This window comes from Desulfocurvus thunnarius, assembly GCF_055390965.1.
In genome coordinates this window covers 3275859-3295618 of the sequence record NZ_AP042411.1, presented here as the reverse complement: position 1 = coordinate 3295618, position 19760 = coordinate 3275859, and the positions used below count along the sequence as shown (strand labels likewise).

14 protein-coding genes are annotated in these 19760 nt (G+C 72.0%); 7 read left to right on the top strand and 7 right to left on the bottom strand.

All coding sequences use genetic code 11. The features are described from left to right. Positions 1–243 precede the first annotated feature (243 nt). A complete protein-coding gene (locus ACZ5KV_RS14445; RefSeq protein ID WP_464239988.1) occupies positions 244–1590 on the bottom strand; it encodes an aminoacetone oxidase family FAD-binding enzyme in 1347 nt (448 codons plus the stop codon). Between the two features lie 457 nt (positions 1591–2047). Next, positions 2048–3076, bottom strand: a complete 1029-nt coding sequence (locus tag ACZ5KV_RS14440) for a phosphotransferase (RefSeq protein WP_464239987.1) — start codon at positions 3074–3076, stop codon at positions 2048–2050. Positions 3077–3563: 487 nt separating this feature from the next. On the opposite strand from ACZ5KV_RS14440, the gene rarD reads away from it, so the two are divergent. Beyond that, complete coding sequence (gene rarD, locus ACZ5KV_RS14435) at positions 3564–4478, top strand: EamA family transporter RarD (RefSeq protein ID WP_464239986.1); 915 nt, start codon at positions 3564–3566, stop codon at positions 4476–4478. Between the two features lie 634 nt (positions 4479–5112). On the opposite strand, the gene ACZ5KV_RS14430 is transcribed toward rarD, so the two are convergent. Beyond that, the gene (locus tag ACZ5KV_RS14430; protein WP_464239985.1) at positions 5113–5958 is read right to left on the bottom strand and encodes a GNAT family N-acetyltransferase; all 846 of its coding nucleotides are present in this window, start codon (positions 5956–5958) and stop codon (positions 5113–5115) included. Between the two features lie 326 nt (positions 5959–6284). Here ACZ5KV_RS14430 and ACZ5KV_RS14425 point away from each other — a divergent pair, with 326 nt between their 5' ends. From ACZ5KV_RS14425 to ACZ5KV_RS14410, 4 genes are all read left to right on the top strand, one after another. Next, positions 6285–6710, top strand: a complete 426-nt coding sequence (locus ACZ5KV_RS14425; protein WP_464239984.1) for a DUF2784 domain-containing protein — start codon at positions 6285–6287, stop codon at positions 6708–6710. A gap of 173 nt (positions 6711–6883) precedes the next feature. Beyond that, on the top strand, positions 6884–8164 hold the full coding sequence (locus ACZ5KV_RS14420) for a DUF401 family protein (protein ID WP_464239983.1): 1281 nt from the start codon (positions 6884–6886) through the stop codon (positions 8162–8164). A gap of 116 nt (positions 8165–8280) precedes the next feature. After that, positions 8281–9642 carry a dihydrolipoyl dehydrogenase family protein gene (locus ACZ5KV_RS14415; RefSeq protein ID WP_464239982.1) on the top strand — a complete coding sequence of 454 codons (1362 nt, stop codon included), beginning with the start codon at positions 8281–8283 and terminating at the stop codon, positions 9640–9642. Between the two features lie 101 nt (positions 9643–9743). Then, positions 9744–10133, top strand: coding sequence for a hypothetical protein (locus ACZ5KV_RS14410; RefSeq protein WP_464239981.1), 390 nt, complete (start codon positions 9744–9746; stop codon positions 10131–10133). A 118-nt stretch (positions 10134–10251) separates the two neighbouring features. On the opposite strand, the gene typA is transcribed toward ACZ5KV_RS14410, so the two are convergent. The 3 genes from typA to dgt form a co-directional block, all read right to left on the bottom strand. Further along, a complete protein-coding gene (gene typA / locus ACZ5KV_RS14405; RefSeq protein ID WP_464239980.1) occupies positions 10252–12093 on the bottom strand; it encodes a translational GTPase TypA in 1842 nt (613 codons plus the stop codon). Between the two features lie 162 nt (positions 12094–12255). Beyond that, positions 12256–13236: a hypothetical protein gene (locus tag ACZ5KV_RS14400; protein WP_464239979.1), complete on the bottom strand. Its 981-nt coding sequence runs from the start codon at positions 13234–13236 to the stop codon at positions 12256–12258. Positions 13237–13259: 23 nt separating this feature from the next. Further along, entirely contained in the window at positions 13260–14615 is a 1356-nt protein-coding gene (gene dgt / locus ACZ5KV_RS14395) for a dGTP triphosphohydrolase (protein ID WP_464239978.1), read from the bottom strand. Positions 14616–14810: 195 nt separating this feature from the next. On the opposite strand from dgt, the gene ACZ5KV_RS14390 reads away from it, so the two are divergent. Then, positions 14811–16961 carry an adenylate/guanylate cyclase domain-containing protein gene (locus tag ACZ5KV_RS14390; RefSeq protein WP_464239977.1) on the top strand — a complete coding sequence of 717 codons (2151 nt, stop codon included), beginning with the start codon at positions 14811–14813 and terminating at the stop codon, positions 16959–16961. Beyond that, positions 16958–17722: a substrate-binding periplasmic protein gene (locus ACZ5KV_RS14385; RefSeq protein ID WP_464239976.1), complete on the top strand. Its 765-nt coding sequence runs from the start codon at positions 16958–16960 to the stop codon at positions 17720–17722. The genes ACZ5KV_RS14390 and ACZ5KV_RS14385 overlap by 4 nt, the downstream gene beginning before the upstream one ends. A 97-nt stretch (positions 17723–17819) precedes the next feature. On the opposite strand, the gene ACZ5KV_RS14380 is transcribed toward ACZ5KV_RS14385, so the two are convergent. Then, positions 17820–19427, bottom strand: coding sequence for a peptide chain release factor 3 (locus ACZ5KV_RS14380; protein WP_464239975.1), 1608 nt, complete (start codon positions 19425–19427; stop codon positions 17820–17822). Positions 19428–19760 lie beyond the last annotated feature (333 nt).

Here is a 19760-nt window from a genome sequence, read left to right as displayed (position 1 = left end):
TCCCCCCGCAAGCATAAAATACGCCGCGTTTTACCCTGCGCCACCAAACGACAGTCCTGCATCCAGAAGGCATTGTGCATAAATCAATAACTAGGAATCGCCGAGACAACTCTGCCCAAACAAGTACATTATGAGAAACATGCGAAACAAACATCACTCTTTGCGAAACATCAACACAATACAGGCACTTTCAGCGATCCGCTCCCTCTTGAAAAACAAGCAGTCAGACTTCCAGCCTCCCCATCACCCCACGGCCAGCGCTGCGGCATGGGCCGAGGCCCAGGCCCAGTGGAGGTTGTAGCCGCCGAGATGGCCGGTCACGTCCTGGACCTCGCCGAGAAAGAAGAGGCCGGGGATATGGCGGGCGGCCATGGTTTGGGAGGACAGGGCGGCGGTGTCCACGCCTCCGGCGGTGACCTCGGCCTTGGCCCAGCCTTCGCTGCGCGTGGGCAGGACGGTCCAGGCGTTCAGGGCCTGGGCCAGGGCGTGCAGTTGCGGAGCCGTGAGGTCGGCCAGGGGCGTGTCGGCCAGGGAAAGCGGCTGGGCGCCTGGCTTTGGGGCCGACTGGCCGCTGGCGGGGCCGCCGACTGCCGCGCGGGCCGTTGCGGGGCCCACCGCATGGCCGGACTGACGGGCGGGCGTCCGCGCGAGCGCCGAGGTAGGCGCCTGGGCAGCGACCTGGGCGGCAAGGCGCGCGGCCAAGCGCCCAGGCAGATGCGCGGCCAGGAAGTTGCGCACCAGGGTCCGGCCCCGGCCCTTGGCGCTGCGGGCGGCGGCCAGCAGCGCGGCGGCGTCCTGCCCGGGCAGCAGGTCGATGGTCAGCGCCTCGCCGCGCCGCCAATAGGTCGAAATTTGCAGAATCACCGGGCCGGAGAGGCCCTTGTGGGTGAAGAGCAGGTCGTCCGTGAAGGCCACGCCCGCGCAGGCCGCGCGCACGGGCAGGGCCACTCCGGCGAGGTCCGCGTAGGGCCAATTGCCCCCCTTGTTCCCACAGACAAGGGGTACCAGGGCCGGGCGCGGCGGCACCACGCGCAGCCCCAGGGCCGCCGCGACCTCGAACCCCAGGCCCGAGGCTCCCACCGCGGGCCAGGACAAGCCCCCCGTGGCCACGGCCACGGCCCGGGCGGCCAGGGCGCCGCTCTCCGTCCGCACCAAAAACCCGTCGCCCGCGCGCTCCACGCCGCGCACCGGGCGGCCCAGCTCCAGGCGCACCCCGGCCCCGGCGCACTCGGCCTCCAGGGCTCCGGCCACGGCGGCGGCGCCCTGGGCGCAAAAAAGCTGGCCCGGGGCCTTTTCCTCGTAGCCCAGGCCGTGCTCGCCCAGCCAGGCCACGGCGTCCCACGGCGTGAAGCGCGCCAGGGCCGAGCGCGTAAAGTGCGGATTGCCGCACAGGTAGCGCCCGGGGTCCATGTCCAGGTTGGTGAAATTGCAGCGCCCGCCGCCGCTGACGCGCACCTTGCGCGCCGCGCCGCCCATGGGCGCCCCCGGGTCGAGCACCAGCACGGCCAGCCCCCGCCGCGCGGCCCGCGCGGCGAAGAACAACCCCGAGGCCCCCGCCCCGGCCACGATCACGTCCCAGGGCTTCTTCATGACCGCGCGGCCCCCTGCCCTGCCGCGCGGAGCATGCGGGCCGCATACGGCGCATGCACGGCGGTGGCAAAAGGCGAAAGGAACGCGCGCGGGAAAAGGCGGACGCGCGGCACGGCACGCGAGGGACGCCCCGAAAAAACACTGCGACTCCGCCCCGGGGCGTACCCCGGAAAAAACGTATCCGAAGCGTTCAAGGCATACGCCCAACGGCCGCCCGGGCGCCGGGGCGGACAGTGCGGCGGGCACCGGAACGGGAGCGAAGCCGCGCGATGCCCCCGGCCCGAAGCCGGGCGCCAATTCCGGCACGCCCCGCCAGACTCTCCGCCACGCGCCCCGCAACCCTTTTCCCGACACGCCTGATGACGCGCCGGGCGACACGTCGGGGCGCTCTTCCCGCCGCACTTCCGGCGGTGCCCCCAGCGGGGATCGCAGGGGCCCGCACCCGGGCGCAAGGCGATCACGCCAGCCCCCAGGCCCGTTCCAGGCCCTCGCGGTTGCGCGCGAGCAGGCGCAGGTAGGCCAGTTCCATGTCCAGCATCTCGCGGTCGTCCTTGCGCAGCCATTCCGAAAGCCAGGCCAGGCGCACGGCCACCAGCAACGGATGCAGCCAGGGGGCGTTGTCCGCACGCAGCACGCCATGCTCGCGCAGCCCGGCCAGCAGCGCCGCGCACAGCCCCCGGCCCAGGGCCGAAGGGTCCTCGCTGCCCACACAGCCCAGCAGGTTCGCGGCGTCGTAGAGGTCCGGCCCCTGCCCGGTGAATTCCCAGTCCACCACCGCCGCCACCTCCTGCCCGCGCCAGATGACGTTCAGGGGATGCAGGTCGCCGTGGGCCAGGGCCTGCGGCAGGTCGGCCCAGGCGGCGAACAGCGGCGCCAGGGCGGCCAGGATGGGGTCCAGCGCCGCGCCCAGGGCGGGCCGGGTGCGGCCCACGGTGGCCCGCAGTTCGCGGGCGAAGGCGGGCAGGTCCGCCGCCGGGGCGGCCTGCTCCAGGGCCGGATCGCCCCCGGAGCACGCCCCGGGCGCAGCCTGGGCCGCCGCGCGCAGGGCGCCCAGGAAACGCGCCAGGGCCGTGCCCCGCGCGGCGTCCTCCACATAGGCCGGGCGCGGCAGCGGGGCCCCGGCCACAAAAGGCGCGACCTGCCAATGCCGCCCCCCGGCGGCGGCCACGTGGCCCCCGGCGCAGGCGGGCAACCACGCGGGCACCCCGGCCAGCCCGGCGCCGACCAGCGCCCGCTGCACGCGGGCCACGGCCTCGCGGCGGGCCAACTGCCCGGGGAACAGGCGCTCAAGAACCCACAAGGCGCCGCAATGGTCCTCCACGGCGGCCCGCAGGGCGCAGCGTTCGGGGCTGGCGGCCAGGGGCAGATCGGGCCGCAGCCGCGCGCAGCCCAGGCCGAAGGCGTTCAGGGCCTCCACGGCCCAGGGCGGCGGAGCGGAAACGGCGGAAGGGCCTGCGGCGGCCCCGGGGCGAAAGGAATCGTGCATGGCGCCCTCATAGCAGACCGTGCCCCGGCGGGGAAGCGCCGCGCGGCCCCGCCGCAAAGCCAGCCCCGGCGCGGGCGCCCGACGCCCGCGCCCCCGTGCGCCACGGCGGGACGAACCCGGTGCAAGGCCTGCTCACTCCATGCAAGAAGCACCAATGCGGATCGGGCCAACGGAGCCCGGTCCGGAGCGGCCCTCCACAGAACAGCAGGCCGGGGCCTCCACCCGGAGCGCGCAACGGTCACCCCGGCCGCCCCGGCACACAAGCGGAAACCGCGCCCGCACGGGCGTCCCGCTCTCGTTGATGCCCCGACGCCCGCACGCACGCGGGAACCGCTGCCCAACCGCACGCCGGGGGCGCGGCGTACCGTGGCGCACCGGACGAAACTCCCGCCCCGCAGGGCTTGCGGCCCCTGCCGGGCCTTGACGCCAGGGCGCGAAGGGGTAGAGTGCGGACGCCTGCCCAACCCCCAGCCACTGCGGAAAACACATGCCTTCGCCCCTTTCCCCTTCGCACACGGGTATCGCCGCGGGTCTGCTCGCGTTCCTCGTCTGGGGGCTTCTGCCCATGTACTGGAAGGCCCTGGCCGCCGTGCCGCCCATGGAACTGCTCTGCCACCGCATCGTGTGGTCCCTGGTCTTCCTGGCGCTGCTGGTCACGTTGCGGCGCGGCTGGTCCGGGGTGCTCCACGCCATGCGCTCGCGGCGCGACGTGCTGCTGCTCATGGTTTCCAGCATGCTGGTGTCGGGCAACTGGTTCCTCTACATCTGGGCGGTGAACAACGGCCACGTGGTGGAGTCCAGCCTGGGCTACTACATCAACCCGTTGGTCAACGTGCTGCTGGGGTTTCTGGTCTTCCGCGACCGGCTGCGCCGGGTGCAGACGGTGGCCATCCTGCTGGCCACGGCGGGGGTGCTGAACATGGTCTGGCACTTCGGGCGCGCGCCCTGGCTGGCCCTGGCCCTGGCCGTGAGTTTCGGGCTGTATGGGCTGGTGCGCAAGGTCGCCGCCGTGGAGTCCATCAACGGCCTGTTCTTCGAGACGCTGGTGCTGACCCTGCCCGCCGGGGGCTACCTGTGGCTGCGCGAGGCCGAGGGCCTGGGCGCCCTGGGGCACCTGGGCTGGAGCACGGATCTGCTCCTGGCCGGGGCCGGAGTGGTCACGGCCACGCCGCTGGTGCTCTTCGCCTTCGCGGCGCGCAGGCTACGGCTGGCCACGGTGGGCGTGCTGCAATACCTGGCGCCCACGGGCATGTTCCTGCTGGGGGTCTTCGTCTACCGCGAGCCCTTCAGCCCGGCGCACATGACCACCTTCCTGCTCATCTGGGCCGGGGTGGCGCTGTACACCGCCGACGGGCTGCGCAGCCTGCGCCCGAGCCACGGCGGCCTGCCGCGCCGGGGCTGAAGCCGGGCGGGCACAAGGCCGCGCGCCCCACCGGCGCGACCAGGACCGGCATTGCCAGGGCATCGACGAAGCCGCGCACACCGCGCACCCTCCGGCGCAACGCCGCCCTCCCCGTACCGCCCTCGGGGCGCACGCCGCATACCCGCCCCAGGGCCGGACGCGCCCTCGCTCCGGGGCCATCCCCGTCCACGCGCCGCGCCCGTCCACACTCGGCGCCAACAGGAAAGAGGCCCGGGGAACCACTCCCCGGGCCTCTTTCTGCTGGTTGGTATGGAGGCTGTGTCCGGGGCCTTCGGCCCCGCAGTCCGTCATCCGCCTGGAGGAGGCGTGCGACAGGTCCAGAAATAACCTTGGTTGAGTGAACAATCAAGACAAAAAACGGTTCGCCACGTAATTTTCCCCTCCCAAGGGTAGGGATATGCGGCGGGGGATGCCTGCAAGGGAGCCGGGAGGGAAGATTCACACCCCGCGTTGGCGCGCCGGGCCCGCCCCTTCGGGCGCGGACAAGCTCCTGTGCGGGCGCCCCGGCCCCCGGTCGGCATTCCGCCGGAGCGGACGGGGCGCCCGCAGCCGCAATCCGGCCAGCCGGAGCCGGGGCGCAAAGCCGCGCCCGGCGCCGCGCGCACGGGCCGGGTCAGCCCAGATCCAGGCTGGCCAGACCGAAAATCTTGAACAGGTCCACGTCGGGCTCGGGGCCGTTGTCCATGCGCACCACGCGCGAGACCTCGCGCATGCCCCAGCGCTCGGCCATGCGCACGCCGCGCACGTTGCACACCGGCATGTCCAGGAACACCGGCAACTGCTCCGCCGCCGCGCCCAGCCCCAGGAGCAGGGTCTCGGCGGTGTCGCAGTCCTCGGCGAAGAGCGGGCCGATGGTGCTGCCCTCCCAGCAGGTGCGCACCACGCCGTAGCCCAGCAGTTCGCCGTCGTGGGCCACGGCCAGGCCCCGGGCGTTGGGCATGGCCAGCCAGCGGCGCAAAAAGGCCGCGCGCGCGCCGGGAAAACCGATGCGGTCATAGGCCGCCACGTCGGCCAGGGGCACGTCCTCCAGGGGCACCAGCCGCTCGGCCACGCAGGGGTCCGGCGGCTGGTCCCAGCAGAAGCGCGCCAGCTCGTAGGACGGGGTAAAGCCCTGGCCGCGCAGGGCCTCCACCTGCCCGGGCAGGGCGTACAGGCCCACGCCCAGGCCCGCCAGCCGGGCCGTGGCCTTGCGCCACAGCAGCCGCCCCAGGCCCTGGCCGCGCCTGTCCGGGCGCACGAAATACAGACCCACGAAACCGAAACCTCCATGGGCCACGGCGGCCAGGCTGGCCACGGGCTCGCCGTCCGCCTCGGCCATCCAGAAGCCCTGCGGATCGGCGGCCCAGAGGGCGTCGGCGTCGCGCAGCCCGGGGTTGCGGCCCGCCTCGGCGGACCAGCGCAGGGCGAGGTCCAGTTCCTCGCGGCGCATGGGGCGGACGACAGGGGCGGAATCGGCCATGAATCCTCCAAGATGACGGCCCGGCGCGGGCCGGGCCTGTGCTGTGCGGGTCAGATCGGGGCGGTGCGGCGCGGATGCCGGGGCGGGCTGCCGATGCCCGCGGGCCGCGGCCACGGCGCCCCGGGGCGTCGCGTGCGGGAGCCACTGTAGCGGAAGAGCCGAAGCAATGACAAGCCCGGCCGCAAGGCGCGCCATCCGTCGCTTGCCGGGCCATCGCCCCGGCGGCGCCGCCCCGACTTCCCCCCGCCCGGGTTCCATCCGCCCCGCGCCCCCGGGCGCACCCCGCGTCGGCTTGCCTTCGGCCGGGCCCCGGGGCATGGTGGGCCATGGCACCTTCCGCCCTGCTCTGGCTGGCCGACGCACTGCTGGCGCTGCATATGCTTCTGGCGGCGTTCATCGTCCTGGGCCTGCCGGTCATCTGGGCCGGAGCCCTGGCGGGCCGGAGCTTCGTGCGCCGCCGGGGCTGGCGGATGGCCCATCTGGGGGCCATGGCCGTGGTCGCCGCCGAGGCCCTGCTCGGCCTGGCCTGCCCGCTGACCACCTGGGAGGACGCCCTGCGCCGGGCCGCCGGAGCCCCGGGGCGCCACGCCTCGTCCTTCGCCGCCTTCTGGGCCGAGCGCGTGCTCTACTGGGACCTGCCGCCCCGGGCCTTCACCCTGCTCTATCTGCTGCTGCTGGCGGCCATACTGCTGACCTGGCGGCTGGTGCCCCCGCATCCGCACGCCCGGCGCCCCCGGCGCCCCCCGGTCTGACGCCCGGCCCCGCAAATGCTCCCCAGGGGTTCCGCGCACTGCCCAAGAAAAGCCGTTGCCAGAGCAAACAAGTCTGAGTATGCATACCTTTCGCGCCCGGGTCTGCCCGGAGCGCGCCCCAGCCCACCCGGAGCCCCGGCCCGCCGTCGCCCCGCAAGCCACAGCCAGAAACCATGGAATCCATCCTCGCCCTGCTGCCCCTGGTCAAGATTCTCGCCGCCTTCACCGCCATGCTCGCGGGCATCCGCCTGCGCCTGGGTCTCGGCGCCTCCATCCTGTGCGGCGCGGGCCTGACCGCCGTGCTCTTCGGCCTGCCCCTGGAGCGCTGGCCCCACGTGGTGGCCGCCGCCCTGGCCAGCCGGACCACCCTTTTCCTGGCGGGCATCGTCGGCCTGATCATGGCCCTGTCCACCACCATGGAAAAAACCGGCCAGTCGCGCAGGCTCATGGACGCCCTGGCCGTGCGCATGCGCTCGCCCCGGCTGCGGCTGGTGTTCTTCCCGGCGCTCATCGGGCTGCTGCCCATGCCGGGGGGCGCGGTGTTCTCGGCGCCCATGGTCGGCGAGGTCTCGCGGCGAATGAGCCTGGACGGCGCGGACAAGGCCCTGGTGAACTACTGGTTCCGCCACGTCTGGGAGCTGGGCTGGCCGCTGTACCCGGGCATCATCCTCACGGCTTCCCTGGGCGGGCTGCCCATCCACCGGCTCATCGCCTGGACCTTCCCGGCGGTGCCGCTGATGCTGCTGCTGGGCTGGCTCTTCGTGCTGCGCCCGGGGCGGCTGCGCATCGAGGAGGCGTCCATCCCCGTGACCACAGCGCCGACCTCCCTGGCGGGCATCGTCGGCCTGGGCCTGCCGCTCATCGTGGCCATCGTCGGAGCCGTGGTCCTGGAGGGCGGCATCGGCCTGCTGCTGCCCGGGGCGTCCTTCGAGTGGGGCGTGCTGGCGGCGCTGCTGGCGGCCATCGTGGTCCTGCTCGCCCAAAACGGCTTCCCCCTGGCCCCCGTGCGCCAGACGCTGACCAGCCGCCACCTCTACTCCATGCTCTTCGTCATCGTGGGCATCTTCGTCTTCAAGGAGACCATGGAGGCCGCGGGCGTGGTCCGCGATCTGGCAGGCATGGCCGGGGGCGGGGTGGCGCTGTTCACCTCGGCGGTGTTCCTGCCCTTCCTGGTGGGCGCCATCTCGGGCATCAACGTGGCCTTCGTGGGCGCGACCTTCCCGCTGCTGCTGGGCATCCTGGACGGCCTGGGCATGCAGGGCCAGACCCTGCCCTATCTGGTGCTGGCCCAGTTCTTCGGCTTCACCGGCGTGATGATTTCGCCCATCCACATCTGCTTCATCCTCACCTGCCAGTACTTCCAGGTGGAGCTGTCGCGCGTGTGGCGCAGGCTGGTCGTGCCCTGCACCATCGTGGCCCTGGCGGGCACGGGCTACTTCCTGCTCATCCGCTAGCCGCCGGAGCGAGGCGCCCCCGGCCTTGCCCCCCTTCCCCGGCCGCGCCGGGTTGCCAGACCGGCCGCTTCATGTTCTGATGGCGGACGCTGGAAACCCTTTGCGCGGAGGAAACGATGACCAGACGCTACGATCTGGTGGTGGTGGGCGCGGGCGTGGCGGGCGGTGCGGCTGCCCGAGCCTGCCGCGACGCGGGCCTGACCGTGGCCGTGGTGGAGTCCGACCGCTTCGGCGGCACCTGCCCCCTGCGGGGCTGCAACCCCAAGAAGGTTCTGCTGGGCGCGGCCGAGGCCGTGGCCCGCGTGCGCGGCCTGCACGGCCGGGGCCTGCGCGGCGAGCCCGAGGTCGACTGGGCCGCCCTGCAAGCCTTCAAGGCCGGGTTCGTGGACGACATGCCCGGGCGCATCGAGTCCGCCTATTCCCGGCGCGGCATCGACACCCTGCACGGCCACGCGCGGCTCACCGGCCCGCGCGGCCTGGAAGTGGACGGCGAACCCGTGGAGGCCGGGCGCATCTTCCTGGGCCCCGGCGCCCGCCCCGCGCCCCTGGGCATCCCCGGCGAAGAACTCGTCACCCTGTCCGACGCCTTCCTGGATCTTCCGGCACTGCCCGAGAGCATCGTCTTTATCGGCGGAGGATATATTTCCTTTGAATTCGCGCACATGGTGTCCCGCGCCGGAGTGCGGGCCACGGTGCTGCACCGTGGCCCCCGGGTGCTCGGCGGCTTCGAGCCCGAACTGGCGGAGGTCATCGTGGCGGCCTCGCGGCAGGCGGGCATCGACGTGCGGACCAACATGCCGGTCACGGCCGTGGAGCGCGCCCCGGACGGCGGGCTGACCGTGCTGGCCGGGCCCGGCGGGGCCCGGGCGTTCGCCTGCGCCATGGCCGTGCACGGCGCGGGGCGCGCCCCGGCCCTGGAGGGCCTGGGCCTGGAGGCCGCCGGGGTGGCCGTGGGCCCGCGCGGCATCCTGGTCAACGAATACATGCAGAGCACGAGCAACCCGGCGGTCTACGCCGGGGGCGACGCCGCGAGCACGCCCTTCGCCCTGACGCCCTCGTCCAACAACGAAGGGCTGGTGGCGGCGCACAACATGCTCCACGGCAACAGCCTGAGCGTGGACCAGGCGGGCATCCCGCGCGTGGTCTTCAGCGTGCCGCCGCTGGCCGCCGTGGGGCCCACCGAGGCCGAGGCCCGCGCCCACGGGCTGGACGTGGCCGTGCACCAGGGCGACATGAACGACTGGCTGCCCTGGCAGCGCCTGGGCGAGGAACACACGGGCTACAAGATTCTCACCGCGCCCGGCGGGCGCATCGTGGCCGCGCACCTGGCCGGACACCACGCCGAGGAGCTGGCCAACACCTTCGCCCTGGCCGTGCGCCTGGGGCTCACGGCGGAACAGGTGCGGCGCACCATCTGGGCCTACCCCACCAGCGGCTACTACATCCAGTACATGCTGCCGCAGCAGGAGCCGCAGTAGCCGCCGGGCGGCGCCCAAACGTCACGGGCCCGCCACGGGCCCATCACCGCGCCGTGGTTTCCTGGCTCCGGCGGGGCCGAGCGCCCCGCCGGGGGGAAACCATGACCGGATGGACGACGACACCGCCGCACACGGCGGGCCCCGGCCGGGAAAGCGCCGGGGTCCGCCTGCACAGGATGATCAAGGCCTACGCGGGGGCGCACCGCTGCGAACTGGCCGCGGGCGGGCTGACGCTGGCCGCCCGGCTCATCGACATCAACGCCGCGTCCTCGCGTATCCGCCTGGACGCGCCCCCGGCGGACCACGGCCTGCGCCTGGACCAGTCCGCCCTGTTCCACGCCCGGCTCAGGGCCTCGGGGCGCCTGCTCGACGCCCTGCCCTGCCGCGTGGCCTGGCTCATGGGCCACGAAGCGGGCCTGGAATTCGACTTCCATCTCGGCCTGGGCATCACCGATCTGCAACGGGCCCTGGACTCCGTGCGCGCGGCCTAACGGGCCGCCCCGAAACGGCGATCCGTCGCATCAGTCAAAAAAACCAGGCCCCCGCGCGGTCGTCCGCCGCGGGGGCCTGGTTTTTCGTTCCGGCTTGCCGGTGCCTTCGCCCGGGAGCCTAGCCCTTTTTCTTCTTGCCCGCGGCCTGGTGGCGCAGGGTGGCGGGCAGAACGGCCTTGCGCAGGCGCACGGATTTGGGCGTGACCTCCACAAGCTCGTCCTCGCGGATGAAGTGCAGGGCGCGCTCCAGGGTCATGGTCTGCACGTTGGTCAGCACCACGGCCTCGTCCTTGCCCGAGGCACGCAGGTTGGTCAGCTTCTTTTCCTTGCAGGGGTTCACGTCGATGTCGTTGTCGCGGTTGTGCTCGCCGACGATCAGGCCCTCGTAGATCGGGTCCCCGGCGCGCACGAAAAGCTGGCCGCGCGGTTCGAGGTTGAACAGGGCGTAGGGCACGGCGCTGCCGGGCCTGTCGGCCACGATGGACCCCGAAAACCGCGTGGGGAAGTCGCCCCGGTGCTCCTCGTAGCCCGAGAGGTACGAGTTCATGATGCCCGTGCCCTTGGTGTCGGTCAGGAACTCGTCGCGGTAGCCGATGAGCCCGCGCGAGGGCACGGAGAACTCCAGGCGCACGCGCCCCGAGCCGTTGTTGACCATGTTGGTCAGCCGCCCCTTGCGGATGGCCAGCTTCTCGGTGACCACGCCGGAAAAGGCCTCGTCGCAGTCCACGTAAAGCTGTTCGATGGGCTCCAGCACGCGGCCCTGCTCGTCGAGTTTGAGGATGACCTCCGGGCGGCCCACGCTCAGCTCGAAGCCCTCGCGGCGCATGGTCTCGATGATGATGGCCATCTGGAACTCGCCCCGGCCCTTGACCACGAAGGCGTCGCGCTCGTCGGTGTCCTCCACGCGGATGGCCACGTTGGACAGCGCCTCGCGCATCAGCCGCTCGCGGATCTTGGAGGAGGTCACGTTCTTGCCCTCGCGCCCGGCCAGGGGCGAGGTGTTGATGGAAAAGCGCATGGACACGGTGGGTTCGTCCACGGTGATGCGCGGCAGGGCCCGGGGCTCGGCGGCGGTGCAGATCGTGTCGCCGATGCGCACGTCCTCGATGCCCGAAAGCACGATGATGTCGCCGGGCTCGGCGCTTTCGGCGTCCACCAGTTGCAGGCCGCGATAGGTTTGCAGGCGCGTCACGCGCAGGGGCTTGGGCGTGCCGCTCTCGCCGATGCGCACCAGGCTCTGGTTGCCGCGCACCGTGCCGCCCAGCACGCGGCCCACGGCCAGCCGCCCCAGGTAGTCGGAATACCCCAGGTCGGACACCAGCATCTGGAAGGGCGCGTCGGCGTCGTACACCGGGGCGGGCATGTCGGCCACGATGGCGTCCATGAGCACGTGCAGGTTCTGCCCGGGCTCGTCCAGGCTGCGCGAGGCCACGCCGTCGCGGCCCACGGCGTAGAACAGCGGAAAGTCGAGCTGCTCGTCGCTGGCGCCCAGGTCGATGAGCAGGTCGTAGACCTCGCTCAGAACCTCGGCGGGCCGGGCGTCGGCGCGGTCGATCTTGTTGATGACCACGAACACGGCCAGATGCGCGGCCAGAGCCTTTTCGAGCACGAAGCGCGTCTGCGGCAGGGGTCCCTCGGAGGCGTCCACCAGCAGAATGGCGCCGTCGGCCATGGACAGGGCGCGCTCCACCTCGCCGCCGAAATCGGCGTGGCCGGGGGTGTCGATGATGTTGATCTTCACGCCCTGCCACTCGATGGAGCAGTTCTTGGCGGCGATGGTGATGCCGCGCTCGCGCTCCAGGTCCATGGAATCCAGCACGCGGTCCTGGACTTCCTGGTTGTCGCGGAACAGGCCGCTTTGGCGGAACATCTGGTCCGTGAGCGTGGTCTTGCCGTGGTCGACGTGGGCGATGATGGCGATATTGCGAATCTTTTCGTTGCGGGCTTTGTTTCTGGGCATGGTGGTTTCCTCGTGATGATGGGCCCGGCGATACGCCGGGACCGCTCTCCTACGCTGTTTGCCCCCCGGGCGCAACATGGCGCGCAGGGCCGGGGGCGGAGGGGAAAACCGGGCGGGGCCCGGGGCACGCGCGGGGCACGCGGAGGCGCGGGAATCGCGCGGTCAGGGCAATTCCGGGTCGAGGCTATCGGAGAAACCGGAGCCCGGCAGGCCGTCGCCGGGAGTCATGGTGCCCAGGTCCTCGTGGACCACGCCCGGGGCGGCGGCGGGCACGCCGCACAGGATGCGCGAGAGCCGGTCGGCCGCGCGCATCTCGCGGCGCAGGGCCTCGGGGTCGGCGTGGGGCGCACGCTCGCCGCGCAGGGCCAGGGTCTCGAAATTCTGGGCCGCCAGCCGCCCGGCAAAGCGCTGGTGGGCCTCCAGGTGCCGCAGGGCCGCAGCGTGGGCCCGGGCCAAAGCCACGGCCAGGTCCGCACCCTCTTCCAGGCCCGGCAGCAGGGCGCAGGCATAGGCCAGCAGCGCGGGCAGCTCCGGCCCGGCCAGGGGCGAGGCCGCCAGCCGCGCGAGCAGGTCCACGTTGCGCGCGGTCCACGGGCAGCGGCTGTGGCGCAGGGCCGCGCGGGCGGCCAGGGCGGCCTGCGGGGCCAGGGCGGCGTCCACCGCCCGGGCCAGGGCCGGGGGCGCGCCATGCCCCGGGCGCAGCCGCCGGGCCACCCCGGCGCAGGCGGCGGCGTCGGGGGCCAGGGCCACCGCGCGCCCCCCGGGCAGCAGGAAACGCGCCCGGGGTGCCAGGGCCGCCAGGGCCCGGCCCAGGGCAGCCGCGCCGTCCGCCCTCCCCGCTCCTTCCCGCCCTTCCTGGCCCGCTTGCCCTTCCTGGCGGACAAAAGCCGTATCGGCCTCGGCCAGGGCCGGTTCCAGGGCCTGTTGCATTTCACGCCCCGGGAAGAGCAGCAGCTCGGCCAGCAGCGCGGCGTCGGAGTCGTCGCCCGCCTCGCCCGCCGCGCCGAAGCGGGCCAGCAGTGCGGCCAGGGCCGCGTCGTCCGCCCCGCCCAGGGCCGTGCGCGCGAAGCGCTCCACCTCCGGCCCGGCCGGGGTTTCGCGCTCCAGCTCGCGGGCCACGGCCCGGGCCAGGGTCGGGACCATGTCCCGCGCCGCCGCGTCCATCCTCAGCCCCCCAGCCCCAGGAGCCTCCGGCTCAGGCCCGTGGCGTAGTGGTCGGTCATGCCCGCCAGATAGTCGAGCACCAGGACGGCGGCCTCGTAGGGCCCCGCCCCGGGCACGCGCAGCGCGTCCGCCCGCTCGCGGCCCAGGATGGCCGCCGCCTGATCCGGGGTGCAGACGCTGCGTCGGGTCGCCTCGGCCCCCGGGCACAGCCCCAGGGCTCCGGGCATCAGGGTATCCAGCAGGAGCCCCAGGGAGCGCTGGGCGCCGAGCTCCAGCTCCACCTTGCGCCGGGACAGGAAGAGATCCCCGGATATCCGCCTGTACACCCCGGTCAGCCTGCGGCACGCGGGGTGCGCGGACACGTCCAGCAGGCCGTCCGCCATCTCCGCGCGCATGATCGCGTCGTAATGCTCCCTGAACGCCGCGATGCAGGCCCCGATGGTCCGGGTCATGATCGCCGCGCGCAGGCTGCCGTTGCGGGCGCGCATGGGCCGGGCGGCGTAGTCCGCCGCTTTCGCCGCGTCCAGCTCCAGGGCGTCCTTGAACTCCGTCAGCAGGAAATCGCCGGGCAGGATGCCCAGCTCCATGGCGTCTTCCAGGTCCATGACGCGGTAGCAGATGTCGTCGGCGGCCTCGGTGAGAAAGGCCAGGGGGTGGCGCCCGTAGTTGCCCGCCGCGCCCGGCAGCCCCAGCCGCCCGGCGACCTCGTCCAGCACTTCGGCCTCGGATTGCAGGCAACTGAACTTGTCCTTGCCCGCCGGGGCGTTGACGGCGGTGCGCGGATATTTCATCAGCGCGCCGAGCACGGCCAGGGTCGGGCGCATGCCCGTGCCGCCCTCCTCGAACCCCGTACGCACCAGGATGCGCAGGGCCATGGCGTTGCCGTCGAAACGCGTCAGGTCGGCCAGCCGCGCACCGGACACCCCCGCGAACAGGCCCGCGTTGTCCGCGAACCAGGCCTTGATGGCCTCCTCCCCGCTGTGGCCGAAGGGCGGGTTGCCGATGTCGTGGGCCAGGCAGGCCGCCTGGACCACCTGGCCCACGTGCTCGGGGTCGCACCCCGCGGGCAGCTCTCCGCGCTCCCGCAGGAAGCGGCCCACCAGCACGCCCAGGCTGCGGCCCAGGCTGGCCGACTCCATGCTGTGCGAAAGCCGGGTGTGGATATGGTCGTTCTCGTTCAGCGGGTGGACCTGGGTCTTGCGGCCCAGCCTGCGGAAATGCCCGGAAAAGACGATGCGGTCGTAGTCGCGCTGGAAGGGACTGCGCGGGTCGTCCCCGGGGGCGGGCTCGGGCCTGTCGGTGCCGTGGCGGCGGCCGCTGAGCAGCAGTTCCCAATGCATGGAGTCCGGTGGCGTCATGGTGCCTCGCTTGGTTCGTGGCGGCCCGGGCGGGCCCGCCGGGGGCGCAGGGTCCAGCATACGGCCAGCGCGCCCCGGGCACAACCCGCCCGTACGGCTCCGCCCGAGTTGCCGCATGGCAAGAATATTCTTGCCTTTTCATCAGGCTGCCAGCATAGAGAGAAGTAAATATTCACCTTCGGCCTGGGAGCCGCGATGCCTCCTCGCTTCCGCATCAGCCTGAGCGTCTCCATCCAGAGCATCTTCTTCGCGGTGGCCCTGACTCTGGCGGCGCTGCTGACCTGGTACAACTACCAGAAGAACTTCCAGGCGGCCCTGGTGCTCGCCGAGGACCTCATGCGCGAGGTCAACGGGGCCATCCTGCGCGACCTGGACACCATCTACGCCCCCGTGCGGACCCTGGGCGAAACCCTGCCCCTGGTCCCGGAAACGGGCGTGAAGCCCGAGGGCACGGCCCACCCCCTGGCCGGGGCCTTCCTGGCCGCCCTGGACGCCAACGAGCACGTCTACAGCATTTTTCTGGGCTGGGACGACGGCGAATTCTACCAGGCCATCCACATCCGCGACGTGGCCTCCGTGCGCCAGGCCCTGCGGGCCCCGCCCCTGGCCAGCTACGCCCTGCGCCACGTCAGCCCCGGGGCGTACGGCAGCGCCAGCCAGCAGTGGATGTTCCTGGACGCCGGGCGCCGCCCCCTGGGCGGGCGCACGGAAGCCACGACCTTCGACCCGCGCAAGCGCCCCTGGTACAAGCTGGCCCGCCCGCGCGAAACGCTGGTGAAAACCAAGCTCTACGTCTTTGCCAGCACCCGTGACCTCGGCACCACCGTGGCCCGCAGCTTCGAGGCCCCCGTGGGCGGAGTGCTCGGCATCGACCTGACCCTGGGCGGGGTTTCGCGGTTCCTGGACCGGTACCACCTGGGCGACCGGGGTCAGGTGTTCACCTTCGCCGCCGACGGCCAGCTCACCGGGCACCGCGAGCCGGGAAAGGTCGTCCAGCGCGTGGTGGACCGCGACGGCCGCATCTGGAACCTGCCCGCGCGCATCGGCGTGCTGAACGACCCGGTCGTCCGCGCCGTCTACGAGCAATACACCTCCGGGGCGGACATGGAGAACGCCATCGCGGCCTTCGACGTGGACGGCCGACGTTTCCTGTCCATGCTCACGCCCATGGGCGGCGGGCTGGGCAGCCACGAGTTCGTGGCCGTGGCCGCGCCCGAGGAGCATTTCATCGCCCCGCTCATCCGCGTGCGCAACCACCTGCTGCTCTTTTCCCTGGCGGCCCTGCTTGCGGCCATGCCGGTCATCGTCTTCGTGGCCCAGCGCATCGCCCGCCCGCTGAACATCATGGCCGCCGAGGCCGAACGCATCAAGCGCTTCGATCTCGGGTCGACCCTGGAACTGCGTTCGCACATCATCGAGGTGGACAACCTCTCCACCTCCATGAGCCGCATGAAGGGCGCCCTGCGCTCTTTCGGGCAATACATCCCGCGCGACCTGGTGCGCAGGCTCGTGGAGTCCGGCGCCGAACCGCGACGGGGCGGCGACCGCCGCGAGCTGACCATCCTGTTCACCGACATCGCCGACTTCACCACCCTGTCGGACACCATGGCCCCCGAAGAACTGATGGAACTGCTGTCCAACTATTTCAGCGTGCTGGGGGCCACCATCAGCACAAGGGACGGCACCATCGACAAGTTCATCGGCGATTCGGTCATGGCCTTCTGGAACGCCCCGACCCGCGCGCCGGACCACACGGTCCAGGCCTGTCTGGCGGCCCTGGGCGGGGCCCGGGCCCTGGAAAGCTGCTGCGTGCCCGGGCCGCAGGACTGCCGGATGCTGACCACGCGCTTCGGCCTGCACCGGGGCGAGGCCGTGGTGGGCAACATCGGCTCGTCGGACCGCCTGAACTACACGGCCATGGGCTCGGCGGTGAACATCGCCTCGCGCCTGGAGGGCATGAACAAATTCTACGGCACCTCCATCCTGGCCAGCCAGGCCGTGGTGGACGCCGCCGGAGCGAACTTCGTGTTCCGCGTGGTGGACGTGGCCCTGCCCAAGGGGGCCCTCACGCCCGTGACCGTCCACGAACTGCTGGGCACCCGCCCGGGCGGGGCCCACCCCGAACTGGCCGTGCCCCCGGGAACCATCGAGCGCCTGGAGGCCTGGAACGCGGCCTGCGCCGACTACCGCGCCCGGCGCTGGGCCCGGGCGCACGAAGCCCTGCTGGCCCTGCACGCCGCCGCGCCCGACCGCCTGACGGCGCTCTACCTGGAGCGCACGGCCCGGGCCATGAAAAACGAACCCGGCCCCGAGTGGACCGGCGTGGAGGAGTTCCACTTCAAATGAACGCCCCGCCGCGCCGAACCGCCCGCGCCGCCCTGTGCGCCGCCGTGCTGCCCCTGGCCCTGGCGGCCCTGGCCTGGGCCGCCCCGGCCCGGGCCCAGGAGCCCGAGCTGACCGTGGTCGGCAACCATGCCCCGCCGTTCCGGATCATCGAAAACGGCGAGTTCTACGGCATCTACTTCGACGCCATGCGCGAAATCGCCCGGCGCGCCGGGCTGCGCGTGCGTTTCACGGAGGCGCCCCTGTCGCGAGCCCTGGCGATGATGGAAAAAGGCGAAGCCGACATCATGCTCGGGCCCAACCGCACCCCCGAGCGCGAGGCCTTCATGACCTACACCGGGGTGCGCTTCCCTCCGGCGGACAAGGCTTTCTACGTCTACCCCGGGTCCCGCCCGGTGGCGGCCCACGCCGACCTGGCGGCCATGGTCGTGGCCGTGCAGCGCGGCGCGCGCTATTACCCGGAGTTCGACGACGACCCGACCCTGCGCAAGGTGGAATGCTTCGACCAGATCCAGGCCGTGGCGAAGGTGCTCACCGGCGAATGCGACGCCATGCTCATCCCCATCCAGGAGGCCGACTACCTGCTCATGCACCTGGGCGTGACCCTGGAACGCTCGCCGCTGATCATCCCCGGCAAACCGCCCTACCTGACCGTCTCGCGCGCCAGCCCGGAGGGCCGGATGCGGCGCGAGGCCATGGAGGACGCCATGCGGACCATGATCCAGGACGGAACCATGGACGCCATCCTGGCGCGCTACCGCTAGGTGTGGAGCGGAAAAAGCAACCCCTCGCGCTGCCAGACGGCCGCGAGGGGTTGCTTTTTTCAGCAGCAGGACGAATCCCCCTTTCCGGGGCGGCCCGTCAGGCCCCGTCCGCCGTGCCGCGCTGACACTCGCGGGTGGTGAAGAATTCGATGCCCGGCCAGAGTTCCTTGATGTGCCCGAGCTGCCAGGCCCCGGCGGCCAGCAGGGTCAGGTGGCCTTCGGCGTCGCGGGCGAGGTTGCCGCTCTGGCCCTTCTCGAAGGCCTTGAGCCGGGCCTTGTCCGCGCAGTCCACCCAGCGTGCGGTGGTGTACGACGTGGGCGCGTAGCTGGCCTCCACGCCGTATTCGTCCCGCAGCCGGGCCACGATGACCTCGAATTGCAGCACGCCCACGGCGCCCAGGATCAGTTCGCTGCCCAGCAGCGGCTGGAAGAGCTGGGCCGCGCCCTCCTCCACCAGTTGTTGCAGGCCCTTGCGCAGTTGCTTGGCCTTGAGGGGCGTGCGCAGTTGCACGGCGCGGAAGTGCTCGGGCGCGAAGTTGGGGATGCCCGTGAAGGCCAGGGGCTCCTTCTCGGTGAAGGTGTCGCCGATGCGGATGGTGCCGTGGTTGCGGATGCCGATGATGTCCCCGGGCCAGGCCTCCTCCACGGCGGTGCGCTCCTGGGCCAGGAACATGATCGGGTTGGCGATGACCATCTCTTTGCCCGCGCGGTGGTGGCGCACGCGCATGCCGCGCGTAAAGCGCCCGGAGCAGATGCGCACGAAGGCGATGCGGTCGCGGTGGGCGGGGTCCATATTGGCCTGGACCTTAAAGACGAAGCCCGAGAACTCCTGCTCCTCGGGGCGGACCACGCGGCTGGCGGCGGCGCGGGGCTGGGGCGCCGGGGCGATGTCCACGAAGCTGTCCAGCAGCTCGCGCACGCCGAAGTTGTTCACCGCGCTGCCGAAAAACACCGGGGTCTGGCTGCCCTTGAGGAAGGCGTCCATGTCGAAGGCGTTGCCCGCGCCCTGAAGCAGCTCCACGTCCTCGCGCAGGGTGTCGGCCTTGTCGCCCAGCAGGTCGTCCAGGCGCGGGTCCGCAAGGTCGTGGATGGTCACGGCGTCGCCGGCCTCGGGGCCGCGCCCGGGGGTGAACAGGGTCACCTCGCGGCGGTGCAGGTGGTAGATGCCGCGAAAGTCCCCGCCGCGCCCGATGGGCCAGGACAGCGGCGCGCATTCGATCTGGAGCATCTCCTCGATTTCGTCCATCAGCTCGAAGGGGTCGCGGCCCTCGCGGTCCAGCTTGTTGATGAAGGTCAGGATGGGCGTGTTGCGCATCCGGCAGACCTCCATGAGCTTGCGGGTCTGCGTTTCCACGCCCTTGGCGCAGTCGATGACCATCACCGCGCTGTCCACGGCGGTGAGCACGCGGTAGGTGTCTTCGGAAAAATCCTGGTGGCCGGGGGTGTCCAGCAGGTTGATCTCGAAGCCCCGGTAGTCGAACTGCAAGACCGAGCTGGTGACGGAAATGCCCCTGTCGCGCTCGATGGCCATCCAGTCGCTGGTGGCGTGGCGGTCGGCCTTGCGCGCACGCACGGAGCCCGCCATCTGGATGGCCCCGCCGAAGAGCAGCAGCTTTTCGGTGAGCGTGGTCTTGCCCGCGTCGGGGTGGCTGATGATGCCGAAGGTGCGCCGCCGGGCGATCTGGCGCTCCAATGTGCTCTGCATGGTCGTAACTTTCTCCTGGCGACGGTTCCGCCGCCGCGTAACCCCGGCCCAGGCCGGGGAAAATACCGGATGCCGCCGGATCGGGCTGTCCGCGCGGCTCCGCAGCCCCCCCGGCGGACGTACCGGCCGGAGGAACGCGAAACGGGAGACGGCGATGGGGGAAAACCAAAACGGTGCCCCCGCCGCGCCCGGCCCCCGGCAAACCGGACCCCGCGCGGGAGCCGCGCCACCGAAGCGGCGCGCACAGTACGAAGCCTGAGGCTCCGCGTCAATTCGTGAATGTGCAACGCAAAGAGACGGGCAGCGGCCTGCCCACAGAGGGAAAAAGCTTTT